The 16273-nt window shown below is 71.3% G+C and carries 16 protein-coding genes; 8 read left to right on the top strand and 8 right to left on the bottom strand.

Annotation, left to right across the window (positions count from 1 at the left end):
* The first annotated feature begins 5 nt into the window (after window positions 1-5).
* Window positions 6-1517 carry a glycerol kinase GlpK gene (gene glpK / locus L332_RS16730; protein ID WP_021009372.1) on the top strand — a complete coding sequence of 504 codons (1512 nt, stop codon included), beginning with the start codon at window positions 6-8 and terminating at the stop codon, window positions 1515-1517.
* Window positions 1518-1574: 57 nt separating this feature from the next.
* Here glpK and L332_RS16725 read toward each other — a convergent pair whose 3' ends face one another.
* On the bottom strand, window positions 1575-2519 hold the full coding sequence (locus L332_RS16725) for a hypothetical protein (RefSeq protein WP_144060974.1): 945 nt from the start codon (window positions 2517-2519) through the stop codon (window positions 1575-1577).
* 7 nt (window positions 2520-2526) lie between these two features.
* Window positions 2527-3582, bottom strand: a complete 1056-nt coding sequence (gene trpD, locus L332_RS16720; RefSeq protein ID WP_021009370.1) for an anthranilate phosphoribosyltransferase — start codon at window positions 3580-3582, stop codon at window positions 2527-2529.
* Window positions 3583-3651: 69 nt separating this feature from the next.
* Between trpD and ctaE the strand changes: the two genes are divergently transcribed.
* From ctaE to L332_RS16695, 5 genes are all read left to right on the top strand, one after another.
* The gene (gene ctaE, locus L332_RS16715) at window positions 3652-4296 is read left to right on the top strand and encodes an aa3-type cytochrome oxidase subunit III (protein ID WP_031223175.1); all 645 of its coding nucleotides are present in this window, start codon (window positions 3652-3654) and stop codon (window positions 4294-4296) included.
* 7 nt (window positions 4297-4303) lie between these two features.
* Complete coding sequence (gene qcrC / locus L332_RS16710) at window positions 4304-5119, top strand: cytochrome bc1 complex diheme cytochrome c subunit (protein ID WP_031223174.1); 816 nt, start codon at window positions 4304-4306, stop codon at window positions 5117-5119.
* Window positions 5120-5146: 27 nt separating this feature from the next.
* Window positions 5147-6259 (top strand): cytochrome bc1 complex Rieske iron-sulfur subunit, encoded by a 1113-nt coding sequence (qcrA, locus tag L332_RS16705; RefSeq protein ID WP_081645962.1) that lies wholly within the window; start codon window positions 5147-5149, stop codon window positions 6257-6259.
* A complete protein-coding gene (gene qcrB / locus L332_RS16700) occupies window positions 6256-7848 on the top strand; it encodes a cytochrome bc1 complex cytochrome b subunit (RefSeq protein WP_021009366.1) in 1593 nt (530 codons plus the stop codon). The genes qcrA and qcrB overlap by 4 nt, the downstream gene beginning before the upstream one ends.
* A gap of 62 nt (window positions 7849-7910) precedes the next feature.
* The gene (locus tag L332_RS16695; RefSeq protein ID WP_021009365.1) at window positions 7911-8948 is read left to right on the top strand and encodes an LLM class flavin-dependent oxidoreductase; all 1038 of its coding nucleotides are present in this window, start codon (window positions 7911-7913) and stop codon (window positions 8946-8948) included.
* Here the strand turns inward: L332_RS16695 and L332_RS16690 are convergent.
* A complete protein-coding gene (locus tag L332_RS16690) occupies window positions 8945-10126 on the bottom strand; it encodes a phosphotransferase family protein (protein WP_021009364.1) in 1182 nt (393 codons plus the stop codon). The genes L332_RS16695 and L332_RS16690 overlap by 4 nt on opposite strands.
* Window positions 10127-10185: 59 nt before the next feature.
* Between L332_RS16690 and L332_RS16685 the strand changes: the two genes are divergently transcribed.
* Complete coding sequence (locus L332_RS16685) at window positions 10186-11238, top strand: FUSC family protein (RefSeq protein WP_021009363.1); 1053 nt, start codon at window positions 10186-10188, stop codon at window positions 11236-11238.
* Here the strand turns inward: L332_RS16685 and L332_RS16680 are convergent.
* Entirely contained in the window at window positions 11196-11711 is a 516-nt protein-coding gene (locus L332_RS16680; protein WP_021009362.1) for a hypothetical protein, read from the bottom strand. The two genes, L332_RS16685 and L332_RS16680, sit on opposite strands and share 43 nt — an antisense overlap.
* Window positions 11712-11745: 34 nt before the next feature.
* On the opposite strand from L332_RS16680, the gene L332_RS16675 reads away from it, so the two are divergent.
* Entirely contained in the window at window positions 11746-12210 is a 465-nt protein-coding gene (locus tag L332_RS16675; RefSeq protein ID WP_021009361.1) for an HD domain-containing protein, read from the top strand.
* A 15-nt stretch (window positions 12211-12225) separates the two neighbouring features.
* On the opposite strand, the gene L332_RS16670 is transcribed toward L332_RS16675, so the two are convergent.
* From L332_RS16670 to L332_RS16655, 4 genes are read right to left on the bottom strand one after another with little or no spacing between them, the layout of a single operon-like run.
* Complete coding sequence (locus L332_RS16670; protein ID WP_235045052.1) at window positions 12226-13293, bottom strand: lipid II:glycine glycyltransferase FemX; 1068 nt, start codon at window positions 13291-13293, stop codon at window positions 12226-12228.
* A 28-nt stretch (window positions 13294-13321) separates the two neighbouring features.
* A complete protein-coding gene (locus L332_RS16665; RefSeq protein WP_021009359.1) occupies window positions 13322-14374 on the bottom strand; it encodes a lipid II:glycine glycyltransferase FemX in 1053 nt (350 codons plus the stop codon).
* Complete coding sequence (locus L332_RS16660; protein ID WP_021064833.1) at window positions 14371-15459, bottom strand: lipid II:glycine glycyltransferase FemX; 1089 nt, start codon at window positions 15457-15459, stop codon at window positions 14371-14373. Before L332_RS16660 ends, L332_RS16665 begins: the two co-directional genes overlap by 4 nt.
* A 29-nt stretch (window positions 15460-15488) precedes the next feature.
* Window positions 15489-16265 carry an EI24 domain-containing protein gene (locus tag L332_RS16655; RefSeq protein WP_021009357.1) on the bottom strand — a complete coding sequence of 259 codons (777 nt, stop codon included), beginning with the start codon at window positions 16263-16265 and terminating at the stop codon, window positions 15489-15491.
* Between the last annotated feature and the right edge of the window lie 8 nt (window positions 16266-16273).

Genomic DNA, 16273 nt, shown 5'->3' with positions numbered 1-16273 from the left:
CACAGATGACCGACTACGTCATCGCGATCGACCAAGGCACGACCTCGACGCGAGCCATCCTCTTCGACCACGCCGGCAGCATCGTCTCGACCGGACAGCTCGAGCACGAGCAGATCTTCCCCCACGCCGGCTGGGTCGAGCACGACCCGATGGAGATCTGGAACAACACGCGCGAGGTGATCGGCCAAGCGCTCTCGAAGGCGAACGTCACCCGCCACAACGTCAAGGCGATCGGCATCACCAACCAGCGCGAGACCTCCGTGGTGTGGAACAAGACCACCGGCGAGCCCGTCTACAACGCGATCGTCTGGCAGGACACCCGCACGCAGAAGATCGTCGACCGGCTCGCCGACGGCGACACCGACCGCTACAAGAAGAAGGTCGGCCTGCCGCTCGCGACCTACTTCTCGGGGACGAAGATCGTCTGGATCCTCGAGAACGTCGAGGGCGCGCGCGAGGCCGCCGAGGCCGGCGACCTGCTCTTCGGCACGACCGACTCGTGGGTGCTGTGGAACCTCACGGGCGGCGTCAACGGCGGCGTGCACGCGACCGACGTCACGAACGCCTCCCGCACGCTCTTCATGGACCTCGAGTCGCTCGAGTGGGACGACGAGATCCTCGCCGACTTCGGCGTGCCGCGCTCGATGCTCCCCGAGATCCGGCCGTCGTCGGGCGAGTTCGGCATCGCGGCGTCGGAGTCGCTCCTGCGCGAGACGCCCATCACGGGCATCCTCGGCGACCAGCAGGCGGCGACGTTCGGCCAGGCGGCGTTCGACACCGGCGAGGCGAAGAACACCTACGGCACCGGCAACTTCCTCATCTTCAACACGGGCGAGGAGATCGTCCACTCGAAGAACGGGCTCATCACGACCGTCGGCTACAAGATCGGCGACCAGCCGACCCACTACGCGCTCGAGGGCTCGATCGCCGTCACGGGCTCGCTCATCCAGTGGCTGCGCGACAACCTCGGGATCATCCCGAACGCCCCCGCGGTCGAGGAGCTCGCGAAGAGCGTCGACGACAACGGCGGCGCCTACTTCGTGCCGGCGTTCTCGGGCCTGTTCGCGCCGTACTGGCGGTCGGATGCGCGCGGTGCGCTCGTGGGGCTCACGCGCTACGTCAACAAGGGCCACATCGCCCGAGCGGCGCTCGAGGCGACGGCGTTCCAGACCGCAGAGGTCGTCGACGCGGTCAACGCCGACTCGGGCGTCGACCTCACGGAGCTCAAGGTCGACGGCGGCATGATCGCGAACGACACGCTCATGCAGTTCCAGGCCGACCTGCTGCGCGTGCCGGTCGTGCGACCCGTCGTCGCCGAGACGACCGCGCTCGGCGCGGCCTACGCCGCGGGCCTCGCGGTCGGCTTCTGGGGCTCGCTCGACGAGCTGCGCCAGAACTGGCAGGAGGACCGGCGCTGGGAGCCGCAGATGGATCAGGAGGCGCGCGACCGCACGTACCGCAACTGGAAGAAGGCGGTGCAGAAGACGCTCGACTGGGTCGACGAGGACGTCGAGTGATCGCTGCACCTCAGGGTGCGAAGGGGGCCGCCGCGAGCGGCCCCCTTCCGCGTTCCCTCAGACCGCGCGCTGCACGGGGTCGGAGAGCCAGATGACGGCGGCCGCGATCGCGATGACCACCATCGCCGTCCGCGCGGTCGAGACGGCGATCACGACCGAGCACCACCAGTCATCCGCCTCCGAGAGCCGACCGCGCGAGGTCGGCTGCTTCGCGGAGATCGCGACGGCGAGCGCGAGCAGGTCGAGGCAGCAGAGCATCGCGACGACCGCGACCCGCACGCGCGGGCGCTCGCCCGTGCGATGCGCGCGGCCCGAGCCGTGCGGCTCGGCGACGTTCGCGACCGGGAGGAGCGCCCGCATCCACCCGTCGAGCCACCACGCGAGCAGCACGAGGCTCAGCACGAGCAGCAGCGCGGCGCTGCGACCGATCAGCTCGTCGATCGCTGTCCCCTCCTCCTGCCACGGGTTGTCGAACAGCCGTGCGCGGACGGCGGGGAGCGCGCGGGCGAAGAAGGCGGCGCCTGCCATCGCGTAGCCCGTCACGACGACGAGGATCGTGAGCGGGTGCCGCATCCGCACGAGCATCCACGCGACCACGAGCGTGCCGAAGGAGACGAAGTTGATCGCGTCGAGCGCGCCGTAGGTCGAGGCGCCGATGAGCGGCGTCGACTGCAGCAGCAGCACGGCCGCTTGCGTGCACGCGAAGAGCACGATGCAGTAGAAGGCGCCGAAGCGGTAGCTCCGCGAGGCCGGCGCGACGATCGCCGCGAGCACGAGCAGGAGCGCGCCGATGCCGCGCAGGGTGAGCGACGGGGCGAGGTCGGGCGGTCGGTGCAGCAGCAGCGTGAGGCCGTAGCACGACAGCAGCCCGGCGACGGCGAGCGCGACGAGCAGCAGCGATCGCGAGGTGCGGTCGGCCCACGCGAGCGGCCACGAGTGCCACACCTCGGCGCGCGACCACGTCGACTGGCGGTCGGCGCGCTCGATGGTCCGGCTGCTCACCTCGGCATCATGCCGCAGCGGCGGCGCGCCACGCATCGAGCGTGCGCGTCGCGGCCCCGGAGTCGATCGCGGTGCCGGCGACCTCGAGCTCCTCCCGCATGCGCTCGACGAGCGGGCGGTCCTTCTGCCGCGGATCGCCGTCGAGCCGCCACGCGACGAGCGCGGCAGCCGCGTTGAGCAGCACGATGTCGCGCACCGGCCCCGGCTCCCCCGCGAGCGTGCGGCGCAGCACGTCGGCGTTGTGCTCCGCGGAGCCGCCGCGCAGGTCGTCGAGCGACGCGCGGCGGATGCCGAGCTCGCGCGGGTCGATGTCGTGCTCGACGACGTCGCCGCGCGCGACCTCCCAGAGCTCGGAGTGGCCGGTCGTCGTGAGCTCGTCGAGGCCGTCCTCGCCGCGCACGACGAGCGCGGTCGCGCCGCGGGTCGCGAACACGCCGACGAACTGCTCGATGATGTGCTTGTCGGCGACGCCCACGAGCGAGACCTCCGGCCGCGCCGGGTTGACGAGCGGGCCGAGGTAGTTGAAGACGGTCGGCACCCCGAGCGCGGCGCGCACCGGTCCCGCGTGCCGGAACCCGGGGTGGAAGCGCGTCGCCCACGCGAACGAGATCCCGGCGCGCTCGAGGATGCGCCGCACGGCGGCGGGGTCGTCGTCGGCGGGCACGAGCCCGAGCGCCTCGAGCACGTCCGACGCGCCCGAGGACGAGGAGACGGCGCGATTGCCGTGCTTGAGCACCGGCACGCCCGAGGCGGCGACGACGATGCTCGCGGTCGTCGAGATGTTGACGGTGTGCTGGCGATCGCCGCCCGTGCCGACGATGTCGACGACCCGCGTGTCGCCGGGCAGCGGCACCGCTGCCTCGAGCACCGCGTCGCGGAAGCCGACGAGCTCCTCCGCCACGACCCCCTTCGCCCGCAGGGCGATGAGGAAGCCCGCGATCTGCGCCTCGGAGGCGCGCCCGGCGACCACCTCGGCCATCGCCCACTCGGCCTGCCGGATCGCCAGGTCGTCGCCCTCGAGCAGGGTCTCGAGCACGCATGGCCAGGTCAAGAGGCGATCCATGGCTCGAGCCTATCTTTTTGCGGTCGAGTGGCCCGTCGGGTCACTACGGCCCGTAGAACTGTCACTAGGATGGGCTTCGTGTCCACTACTGCGCTCTCCTCGTCGCCCTCAGCGCCGATGATCCGCCGGCCGAACACCGTGGCGGTCGGCACCATCGTCTGGCTGGGCAGCGAAGTCATGTTCTTCGCCGGCCTCTTCGCGATCTACTTCACGCTCCGATCCATGTCGGGCGACCTGTTCGCGACCGAGGCCGAGAAGCTCAACGTGCTCTTCGCCACGATCAACACGACGATCCTGCTGCTCTCGAGCTTCACGTGCCAGGCGGGTGCGAACGCCGCCGAGCACCACCAGGTCTTCCGCACCGGTCGAGCGCTGCAGTTCTCGAAGTGGGGCATGGTCGAGTGGTTCTACCTGACCTACGCCATGGGCGCGATCTTCATCATGCTGCAGGTCTACGAGTACGTGGTGCTCGTGCAGGAAGGCATCGCGATCCAGGCGAACTCCTACGCGTCGGCGTTCTACCTCACGACCGGCTTCCACGGCCTGCACGTGACCGCCGGGCTCTTCGCCTTCCTCTTCGTGATCGGCCGCGCCTATGCGGTCAAGCGCTTCGGGCACAAGGAGGCGACGAGCGCGCACGTCATCTCCTACTACTGGCACTTCGTCGACGTGGTCTGGATCGGCCTGTACCTCGTCATCTACTGGCTCAAGTAACGGTTGGGTGAGGACCTTGACAGCACGCAAGAAGACCGGACGCAGGCACCCGCTCGCCAGCGCCGCCCTGCTCATGATCGGGCTCGTCGTGGCCGGCGGCGCCTCAGTCGCGGTGGGCAGCGTCGCGAGTGCCGAGCCCTCCAGCGCGCCGTACGCGCAGCAGCTGACCGCCGAGGACGGCGAGCTGCTCTTCCGCGCGAACTGCGCCTCGTGCCACGGCCTCCAGGCCCAGGGCACCGAGAACGGGCCGAGCCTCATCGGCGTGGGCGCCGCCTCCGTCGACTTCCAGGTCATGACCGGCCGCATGCCGATGGCCTTCCAGGGCCCGCAGGCGGAGAAGCGCGACCCGCAGTTCACGCAGGAGCAGACCGACGCGATGTCGGCGTACATCGCCGCCCTCGCGCCCGGACCCGGCGTGCCCGACGACGAGTGGCTCGACGCCAGCCAGGTCGACGACGAGGGCATCGCCCGGGGCGGCGCGCTCTTCCGCATCAACTGCGCGATGTGCCACAACGTCGCTGGCGCCGGCGGCGCGCTCACCGAGGGCAAGTGGGCGCCGGCCCTGCGCGACATCGAGCCGGTGCACGTCTACGAGGCGATGCTCACCGGTCCGCAGAACATGCCCGTCTTCAACGACGCGAACATCAGCCCGGAGGAGAAGCGCGAGATCATCGCGTACCTCGCCTACCTGGACGAGAACCCGTCGGTCGGCGGCTTCGACCTCGGCAGCCTCGGCCCGGTGTCGGAGGGCCTGTTCATCTGGATCTTCGGCCTCGGCGGCATCGTCGCCGTCTCGGTGTGGCTCACCTCGAGACCGAACTGATCCATGGACGACAACGAGAGGAAGAGCATGTCGGCTGAAGACCAGTCGGCTCCCAGCGAGCAGAGCATCGTCGCCTACGACCGGGGCGCGGCGATCGAGCAGTCGGACGGGTTCTCGAATCCCGGGCTGCCGCCGCATCGTCCGCGCCAGACCGACCTCCACCCCGCGAAGGAGCGCCGCGCCGAGCGGCAGGTCGTCGCGTGGTTCCTGCTCTCGATGCTCGGGTCGGTGCTCGCGATCGTCGCGTACATCGCGGTGCCCATCGAGCCGGGCAACATGGGGAGCGTCCGCGCGAACAACCTCTTCCTCGGCCTCGCGATCGCGCTCGCGCTCCTCGGGGTCGGCATCGGCGGCATGCACTGGGCGCGCCAGCTCATGAGCAGCCACGAGGTCGTCGAGGAGCGCCACCTCTCGCGTGGCTCTGAGAAGAGCCGCGCCCGCGCCGTCGAGATCTTCGAGCTCGGCGACCAGGAGTCGGGCTTCTCGCGCCGCACGCTCATCCGCAACACGCTCATCGGCGCTGTCGCGATCATGCCGCTGCCCGCGATCGTGCTGTTCCGCGATCTCGCCCCCGCTGCGGACGCCGTGGACTCGATCGCGCACACGATGTGGACAGAGGGCGAGCGCCTCGCGCTCGACCCGACCGGCACCCCGATCCGAGCGGACGACGTCACGATCGGCTCAGCGTTCCACGTCATCCCGGAGTCGCTCAAGGACCTCGGCCACGACGAGGGCTATCTCGACCAGAAGGCGCTCGCGGCGGTGCTGCTCATGCGGCTCCCCGTCGACCGCCTCAAGGAGGCCCCCGGGCGTGAGGGCTGGTCGTACGACGGCATCGTCGCCTACTCCAAGATCTGCACGCACGTCGGCTGCCCCGTGGCGCTCTACGAGCAGCAGACGCACCACCTCCTGTGCCCGTGCCACCAGTCGACGTTCGACGTCACCGAGCACGCGAAGGTCGTCTTCGGGCCCGCGAAGCGGCCGCTCCCGCAGCTGCCGATCACGGTCGACGCCGAGGGCTACCTCATCGCCCAGCGCGACTTCACCGAGCCCATCGGCCCGTCGTTCTGGGAGCGACTGAACCACATCGACCCCGACCACGTGCCGGTGTCGGCCGCTGAGACGGAGACCCGCGCATGACCGCGACCACCGCGCGCCCCAGCCTGACCGCGAAGGCGTCGAACTACCTCGACGAGCGCACGAGCATGTCGACCCTCGTCGCGACGCTCGGCCGGAAGGTCTTCCCCGACCACTGGTCGTTCATGCTCGGCGAGATCATCCTGTACTCGTTCGTCGCGATCCTGCTCTCGGGCACCTTCCTGACGTTCTTCTTCGAGCCCTCGATGACCGAGGTGTTCTACGACGGCTCCTACGCGCCGCTCAAGGGCCTCGCGATGTCGGCGGCCTACGCCTCGGCGCTCGACATCTCGTTCGACATCCGCGGCGGCCTGCTCATGCGCCAGCTGCACCACTGGTCGGCGCTGCTGTTCATCGCCGCGATCGGCCTGCACATGCTCCGCGTGTTCTTCACCGGCGCGTTCCGCAAGCCCCGCGAGATCAACTGGGTCGTCGGCTTCATCCTGTTCATCCTCGCGCTCGCCGAGGGCTTCACCGGCTACTCGCTCCCCGACGACCTGCTCTCGGGCAACGGCCTCGCGATCATCAACGGCATGGTCAAGGGCATCCCGATCGTCGGCACCTGGATCTCGTACCTGCTCTTCGGAGGGGTGTTCCCGGGCGACGACATCGTGCCGAGGCTCTTCGTGCTGCACATCATGCTGCTGCCGGCGCTCGTGATCGCCTTCATCGGCATCCACCTCGTCCTGATGGTCATCAACAAGCACACGCAGTTCGCCGGCCCCGGCAAGACCAACGACAACGTCGTGGGCGCGCCGATCATGCCGCTGTTCGCGGCGAAGGCCGGGTCGTTCTTCTTCATCGTGTTCGGCGCGCTCGTCGCGATCGCCTCGACCTTCACGATCCTGCCGCTGTGGGAGTACGGGCCGTACGACCCGTCACCCGTCTCGGCAGGCACGCAGCCCGACTGGTACATCGGCTTCGCCGACGGCGCCCTGCGCCTCATGCCGGGCTGGGAGTCGGAGATCCTCGGCTGGACGGTGTCGTGGAACATCCTCATCCCGATCGCGGTGCTGGGCCTGTTCATCGTGCTCGCGATGGTCTACCCGTTCATCGAGCAGTGGATCACGGGCGACAAGCGCGAGCACCACATCGCCGAGCGTCCCCGCAACAACCCGACGCGCACGGCGATCGGCGCCGCCGGCGTCTGGTTCTACGCGATCATGTGGGCCGCGGCCTCGTCCGACCTCATCGCGACGCACTTCCGCCTCAACGTGTTCCACGTCACCTACGCGCTGCAGGCGATGCTCATCGTCGGCACGGTCATCGTGTACTGGCTCACGAAGCGCATCGCGATCGGCCTGCAGAAGAAGGATCGCGAGATCCTGCTGCACGGCTACGAGAGCGGCCGCATCGTGCGCCGGCCCGGCGGCGAGTTCGTCGAGGTGCACCAGCCCCTCGACGAGTACGAGGCGTGGAAGCTCAAGGCCTACGAGTCGTACGCGCCGGTCATGGTGCGCCCGAACGCGAAGGGCAAGATCACGCCGGCAACGCACCTCCGGGCAGCGCTCACGCGCTGGTTCTTCGAGGACCGCGTGAGCCCCGTGACGCCGCGCGAGCTCGAGGTCGCGAAGCAGCACGACGACCACTAGGTCGACGCGATCACGACGGAGGGCCCGGGATGATTCCCGGGCCCTCCGTCGTTGTCCAGGGCATGCCCCTCGAGTTCGGAGTCCACACGTTCGCCGCCGTCCCGGAGGAGGGCGGTGTGCCGCTCCCCCATTCCCGCGTCCTCCGCGACGTCGTCGCGGAGGGCATCGCCGCCGATCGCGCGGGCCTGTCGTTCTTCGGCGTCGGCGAGCACCACCGCGCCGACTTCGCGGCGAGCGCGCCCGAGATCGTGCTGGGCGCGCTCTCGAGCGTGACCGAGCGCATCCGCCTCGGCACCGCGGTCACGGTGCTCTCCTCCAACGATCCCGTGCGCGTGTTCGAGCAGTTCTCGACCCTCGACGGCATCTCGAGCGGCCGCGCCGAGATGATCGTCGGCCGGGGCTCGTTCGTGGAGTCGTTCCCGCTGTTCGGGTACCGGCTCGAGGACTACGAGGCGCTCTTCGACGAGCGGCTCGAGCTGCTCGCGGAGCTCGTGAAGGAGGAGCCCGTCACGTGGTCGGGCCGGCTGCGCTCCTCGCTCACCGACCAGCGCGTGCACCCGCGCTCGCACGCGGCCGAGCACGGCGGGCGCATCCCCGTCTGGGTCGGGGTCGGCGGCACCCCCGACTCGGTCATCCGCACCGCGCGCCACGGCTTCGACATGATGCTCGCGATCATCGGCGGCAGCCCCGCGCAGTTCGCGCCGTTCTCGGGGCTGTACCGCCGCGCGATGGAGCAGTTCGGGCACTCGGGCGGTCGCGTGGGCATGCACTCTCCCGGGCTCATCGCCGAGACGGACGCGGAGGCGAAGCGCATCCTCATGCCCCAGTGGATGGTCTACCGCAACCGCATCGGGCGCGAGCGCGGCTGGGGCGATGCCACCGAGCGCGAGTTCGACGCGAGCGCGGCCGAGCACGGGGCGATCTTCGTCGGGAGCCCCGAGACGGTCGCGCAGAAGATCGTCTGGGCGGTCGAGACGCTCGGCGTCGAGCGCTTCGACCTCAAGTACGACTCCGGCACGTCGCACGAGGACAACCTCCGCTCGATCGAGCTGCTCGGCACCGAGGTCGTGCCTCGCGTGCGCGCGCTGCTCGGCGGCTAGAGGGAGGCGGGCGCCGCGCCGAGCACGGACGCGGCGCGCTCGAGCAGCCGCTGCGCCGCGGCCGCGCCGCGGTCGTCGCCGCGCCCCGCGTTGGCGAGCGCGTGCCCGAGCAGGTGCGTCGCGGCGATCGCCGTCACGCGCTCGTCGCCGTGCCAGCCCGCCTGCAGCTCGTCGGCGAAGGCGGCGAGCGCGGCCACCGCGGGCGTGCCGGACTCCCGCTCGACCGACGACACGACGACGTGCCCGAAGAGCGCGCCGCGGTCGTCCGCGGGGTCGCCGAGGCCCGCCGTGTCGATGTCGAGGATGCCCGTGATGCGCGACGGGTCGTCCTCGGCCACGAAGATCTGACCGAGGTGCAGGTCGCCGTGGATCGTGACGGGACGGGGGACGCTCGTGGCGGCGTAGCGCTCGGCGACGATCGCGGCGAGCCGGGAGGTCTGGCGCGCGAACACCGGCGCCGTCTCCTCCATGCGCTCGGCGTACCAGTCGACGCGCCGCGCGAGCGACTCGCGCGCGCCGACCGTCACCGGCACCCGCGCGATGTGCTGCGTGAGCTCGTCGAGGCCGCGGGCGAAGCGGGCGCGATCGATGCGCTCGAACACGTCGATCGCCGGCACCCCGGGCAGCTCGCCGAGCAGCACGAGCCCGGCGTCGGAGAAGCCGATCGATCGGGGCACGGGCACGCCCGCGGCGCGGAAGCGCTCGTGCAGGTCGTGGATCGTGGCGGCGAGCGAAGGGTGCACGACCTTCGCGAACCAGCGCTCGGTCGCGGTCGCGACCTGCAGCACCGCGCGCTTGCCGGGCCGGTACGCCTCCATCCGCAGCGTCGCGCCCTCCGCCGCGATGCCGAACTTCGCGAGCACGACGCCCGCGGCCTCGGGATACGAGACGGCGGGCAGCGAGGGCAGCGAGGGATCCTGCGGGTAGACCCACGCGGTGAGCCGGCGGCCCGCGGCGTCGAGCAGCTCGACGGTGTGCTCGTCGACGGGCGCGCTCGGCGAGGTGTTGACGTAGATCGTCAGCCGCTCGATCGCATCCTCGCGCGTGCGGACGCCGCACGCGTAGCCGACGACGAAGCCCTCGCTGACCGGCTCGACGTCCTTCTGCTGGAAGTCGACGAGCTCCCTGCCGCTCTCGGCGACGAGCCTCGAGAGCACTCCGGCGGGGTTGTCGAGCATGAGCCCCATCCAACACCCCGACGGCCTGGCGTGCGCCGAGAGATGCGTATCGTGGAGCCATGCGGTGGCTCGAGCGGTTCACGACCGGCGAGCAGGACTCGTGGCTGCAGGTGCTCAAGGTCGCCGTCGCGATCATCATCGCCTGGGCTGCCAGCCGGCTGCTGCTCGGCATGGAGCTGCCGATCTTCGCCGCGATCGCCGCGCTGCTCGTCGTCGCGCCGAGCGTCAACCAGTCGCTCGGCAAGGGCATCGGGCGCTCGGTCGGCGTCATCGGCGGCGTGCTGCTCGCGTGGCTCGCGACGCTCGTGCTCCCGACCACGGGCCTCGTCGTGCTCTCGGTCACGCTCATCGGGGTCGTGCTCGCGCGCCTCCTGCGGCTCGCGCCGATGGCCGCGAACCAGCTGCCGATCAGCGCCATGGTGCTGCTCGCGCTCGGCGCCGGCACCGGGCCGCTCTTCGGCTTCGAGCGCGTCGTCGAGACGATCATCGGCGCCGTCGTCGCGCTCGTCATCAACCTCGTCGTCGTCGCGCCCGTGCACCACGAGCCGGCGGAGCGCTCCATGCGGGAGCTCGCCCACAGCGTCGCGGACGCCTTCGAGCGGATCGCCGGCGCCCTCACCGCGGCTGACGCCGATCGCGGCGAGGCGCTGCTCGCCGAGGCGCGCGAGCTGCGCGCCGGCATCAAGCGCACGCGCGCGGCCATGGACGCGCTCGAGGAGTCGACGCGCCTGAACCCCCGGGCGAGGCGGCTCAGCGACCGCATCGAGCGCGACGAGCGGCTGCTGCTGACCCTCACGGTGCTCGTCAACCGCGCGATCGGGATGTCGCGCACGATCGTCGACCGCTTCGACGCATCCCTCGTCGACGACGCGAGCGTGCGCCGCATCGCCCGCGAGTCCCGCCGCATCGCCCGCGAGGTGCGCGTGCTCGTCGACCGGCAGGCGCTCGAGGACGGGCGCACGACGACCCTGCCCGCGATCGAGGGGCCGGGCTTCACCGCACCCATCGCCGTGCCCCGGCCGCACCCGCGCCACTGGGTGCTGATCGGCGCGCTGCTCGAGGACGTGCGTCAGGCGCGGGAGTCGCTCGAGGCGGGCGCCGAGGGCGCGTAGGGCGTCAACCACTGGAGGCGCCAGAACTCCTCGGCGGTGAGCTCGAACGAGTGCGTGTCGATCGCGACCGCGCGGCGCACCGCGTCAGGGTCGAGGTGGGCGCGCGCGAGGATCGAGACCGCGCTCTGCCCGAGCAGCGACGACTTGCCGTAGTGGATCGCGACGATGTCGGGCGTCGCGGGCGTGTCCGAGACGACGTAGGCGCTCGAGAGCAGCCGGGAGCGGCCGAGCATGCGCCACGAGAAGTGCCGGCCGGCCCAGAGCGCCTCGGCGATCACCTCGCGGTCGCCCTTGTCGGGCCGGTGGTACTCGTAGACCTCGCGCAGCTGGAGCGGCGAGCTCTGCACGAGCTCGAACGTCACCCGCGGGTTCTTGCGCTGCGCGTGCGTCCAGTACGGGAAGGTCGTCGCGCGGATCGCCCACGTGCCTCGCAGCAGGCGAGCGAGCTCTGCGGGGTCGGCGACGCGTGACATGCGATCAGGATAGCCGCCGGATACCCTCGGAGGCATGGTGGACGGTGACCTGCTGCACGCGATCTCGGTCGCCGCGCGCGCCTACGACGGTCGCACCGACCGTCAGGGCGAGCCCTACGTCGCCCACGCGATGCGCGTGATGCTCGACGTCGAGGGCGACGAGGCGCGCACGGTCGCGATCCTCCACGACGTGCTCGAGTGGGGGTCGATCACCGTGCAGGAGCTCGTCGGGGAGCGGTTCCCGCCCCACATCATGCGCGCGATCGACGCGATGACGCGGCGCGACGACGAGCCGATGCGCGAGTGGATGGCGCGCATCCTCGAGGACGAGCTCGCGCTCGAGGTCAAGCGCGCCGACCTCCGCGACAACGCGCAGCAGTGGCGGCTCGACGCGATGCCCGACGCCGCGACGCGCGAGAAGATGCTGCGGAAGTACCGCCGCTCGGCCGAGCTGCTCGGCACGAGCCTCGACGCCATCTGCGGCCGCGAGGTCAGCTGAGCCGAGCCGCTCGCGCTACCAGATGCCCCACGGGCGGCGCCGCACCCGGCGCTCGATCGGCAGCAGCAGGCGCAGGAAGAGGCGGTAGCGGCGCGCGTCGAGCACGAGGTCGTGCGTCGGCAGGTGGTCGACGATCGGTCCGAAGACGCGCTTGAAGACGCCCGGTCCGTGCAGGCGGTGCGAGGTGTCGTCCGCCTGCCACGACGGCGGGGTCGCGTAGGCGTCGTAGACCTCCGCGCCCTGCTCCTTGAACCACTGCATCGCTCTCCAGCGGATGAGGTGCGCGCCGCCGCGGATCGCGCGGTCGGGCACCGAGCCGCCGTCCTTCGCGAGGGCGTAGCGACCGAAGCGGATCATGAAGGCGGATGCCTGGGGCCCGTCGTGCGCGCCGTCGTACCCGAACCAGAAGTGGCCGCTCCCCTGCGCGACGGCGGCGCCCCACAGGGTGCGGTAGTACTCGTAGGGCTTCATGCCCTCGACGCCCTTGCCGCCCGAGACGGTCTGCATGAGCGCGTACATCGTGCGGTACGTCTCCTCGCCCGGCTCGACCTTCTCGACCCGGTAGCCGTTGCGCTCGGCGTAGCGGATGTGGTTGCGCAGGCTCTTCTTGAAGCCGGCGAAGATCTCGTCGACCGGCCGCGTGAGGTCGACGAGCACCGTGTAGGTGTTCTGCTGCACGGGGTTCGCCGCGCGGTAGCCGGCGGCCGCGAGCGCTCGGCGGCGCTCGGGGGTGTCGACCTCGAACGGCTCGACCTTGACGGCGTAGACGCCCTTCGCCGCGCCGTCGCGTGCTGCGCGGATGGCGTCGGCGATCGCGCCGAAGTGCTCGAAGGAGGCGCCGGGCCCCGTCGCGAAGTACCAGAACCTGCCGGCGAGCGAGCGGTGCTCGAGCGCGAGCGCGTAGACCGTCTCGGGCCCCTCGAGCACGAGGTGCCGCGGGTGCAGGCGCTCGGTGCGCTTGACGGTCGCGTAGGCGCTCGACTGCGTCCACTGCCCGCCGTCGGGGTTCGTCAGGACGAGCGCGTCCCACTCGGCGATCTCCGCCGCGGTCGCATCGCGGAGCGCGAAGCCCGATCGCCGCATGCTCACCACTCCCCCGTCTCCCGCTGCCTCACCAGACACCCGTGTACCGCTTCTTCACTCGCCACTCGACCGGCCGCACGTACTTCCGCCACACCTGCTGCGCACCCGGCCGCAGCACGAGGTCGTGGCTCGGCGCGAAGTCGACGACCTCGCCGAACTGCTGCTTGAAGCGGCTGAGCCCCGCCATCCAGTGCTCGGGGTCGTCCTTCGCCCAGGTCGGCGGCGCGCCCATCATGTCGAGCCCCGCGAAGCCCTGCTCGCGGTAGTGCTTGACGCGCGTCCAGCGGCCGAGGTGCGCGCCGCCCTCGATCAGGCGATCGGGCCGCGAGCCCTCGTCCTTGTCGATCGCGATGCGGCCGAACGGGATCGTGAACGTCACGGTCTGCGGCCCGTCGCCGCCGTCGCGGCCGAGCCACCAGTCCGCTTGCCCGCGCTTCGTGAAGGCGCGCCAGATCGTCTTGTAGTAGTCCTCGCCGCGCATGCCCTCGAGCCCCTGCCCGCCGCGGATCGTCTGCATGCGCTGCCACGCGAGCTCGAAGAGCGCCTCGTCGCCCTCGACGCGCTCGACCGTGAAGCCGTCGCGCTCCGCGCGGCGGATGAGCTTCCGCGCCGTCTTCGAGAACGACGCGAAGATCTCCTCCTCGGTGCGCTCGAGGTCGATGATCACGGTGTGCGTGTGGAGCTGCACGTCCTCCGCCTGCGCGAGTCCGGCATCCGCGAGCATCGAGAGCGACGCCGCGTCGCGCGGGAGCCTCGGCTCGAGCTTGACCGAGATGAGCCGCGGGTGCTCGCGCTCGACGAACGCGCGCACGGCGCGCACGACCGCGGCCATGTCGGGGTGGAAGGGCGCGCACGGGAAGTACCAGAAGCGGCCGATCCAGGCGTTCCGCTCGAGCGCGAGCGCGTACACGGGCCGCTCGGCGTCGAAGACGAGGTGGTGGGTCTCGAAGCCGTCCCAGCGCTTGAGCTCGGCGAACGCGAGCGTCTGGGTGAACTGGCCGCCGTCGGGGTTCGAGAGCACGAGCTCGTCCCAGTCGCGCAGCTCGGCCTCGGTCGCCCGTCGCAGTCGCATGTCGGTCATCGCAGCGTGTCCGGGCCCTTCTTGATGCGCCACTCGATGCGCCGCACGACCTGCTCCCACAGCCGGTGGCGCACGGGATGGAGCACGAGGTCGAACGACGGCAGGAAGCTCGAGATCGGCCCGAAGCGCAGCTTGAACTGCGCGAGGCCGTGGAACGGATGCGTCGGGTCGTCGGCGCGGTCGGGCGGCGGCGTGCCCGCGAGGTCGAAGGCGAGCTTGCCCTCGGCGATCGCGTCCTGCATCGCCGTCCACAGCAGCAGCGCCGAGCCGCCGTTGATCTTGCGGTCGGGGCGGGAGCCGCCGTCCTTGTAGACCGCCGTGCGCCCGGCGGTCGTGACGAAGATGCCCGCTTGCGGGTCGTCGGAGTCGTCGTCGTAGCCGAAGTAGAAGCGGCCGGTGCCCGCTTTCGCGAACTCGCTCCAGAAGCGGTCGTAGTAGGCGCGCTCGCGCATGCCCGCCATGCCCTTGCCGCCCGCGACGGTGAGCATCATCGCGTGCATGCGGTCGAAGGTCTCCTGCGTCGGCTCGGGCCGCTCGACGCGGTAGCCCTTCTTGACCGCACCGCGCACCTGCCGCCGGATCATCTGCGAGAACGACGCGAAGAGCGCCTCCTCGCCCTGCGAGAGGTCGAGCACGACCGTGTGCGTCATGACCTGCATGTCGCGGCTCTGCTCGAGGCCGAGCGCGACGAGCTCGTTGATGCGCTCGGGGCTGCGCTCGAGGTGCGGCTCGACCTTCACGACGAGCAGTCCCGGCTCGGACTTCGCGAACTCGCGCAGCGCCGCGACGACGGGCGCCATGTCGGTCGCGGTCGGTCCCATCGGCAGGTACCAGTAGCGGCCGAGCGACACCTTGCCCTCGAGCGCGAGGGCGTGGATGCGCTCGGTCGACGCCCCGCTCGCGGTGCCCGCGGGCAGCGGGGCGTCGATCACGAGGTGCACGGGCTCGAGCCCGTCGAAGCGCTTCGTCGCGGCGAACGCGCTCGACTGCACCATGTGCCCGCCGTCCGGGTTCGCCTCGATGAGCGCATCCCAGTCGGCGATCTCGCCGGGGGTCGCGCGGCGCACGGAAGCTGCAGCGGGCATGGAACCTCTCGGTCGGGGGATCCCCCAGCCTACGACGAGGGAGCGGGCGCGGTCGTCGGCTCGCCGCGCAGGTCGCGCAGGAGCAGGGTCGCGCCGACGACCGCGACGGGGGTCGCGACGACCGCGACGACCGGCACGAGCAGCAGCACGTAGGCGACCATGCCGAAGCCGGTCGAGCGCCACCGATGGGCGGCGAGCAGGGCGCGGCGCTCGTCGAGGCTCAGCCCGCGCGCATCGCCCGCGTAGCCCGTGAGCTCGCGCGCGAGCGCCCGGCCGCCGAGCAGCGCGCCGACGACGAGGCCGAGCACCGTGCCGACGAGCGGCACGAGCCCGATGACGAACACGACGGCGGCCGTGCCGACCGCCATGGCGATGAGCTTGACCGCGTCGCGCACGCCCTTCGCGGCCGAGCGCCAGAACCCGAGCTCGGGCGGCTCCCCGGCGCCGCCGAGGCGCTCGTCGACCGCGCGCGAGATGCGCTCGTAGAAGGGGTCGCCGACGGCCAGCGTGATGGCGGCGAACGTCAGCACGCACAGCACGACCACGCCGACCATGAGCCCGAGCGCGAGCGCGACGCGCAGCGCGCCCGCCCAGCCCGGGTCCCAGCCGTCGGCGAACGGCGTGAGCCACGTCGCCCATCCGCCCACCTGGAAGCTCACGACGACCACGACGGCGAGCATGAGCGTGCCGACGATGAGCGCGGGCACGGCGCCGAGCAGCATGAGCCGCGGGTCGCGCGCCCAGGTGCCGAAGCCGCGCAGCATGAGGCCCGCGCCGGCGAGCAGCTCGGAGATGCGGTTGCCCATGCGGCCAT

Origin of the sequence: Agrococcus pavilionensis RW1, from assembly GCF_000400485.1 — a bacterium.
Lineage (GTDB): Bacteria > Actinomycetota > Actinomycetes > Actinomycetales > Microbacteriaceae > Agrococcus > Agrococcus pavilionensis.
Note: the sequence above shows the minus strand (reverse complement) of the source record. Positions and strands in the feature narration are given on the sequence as shown.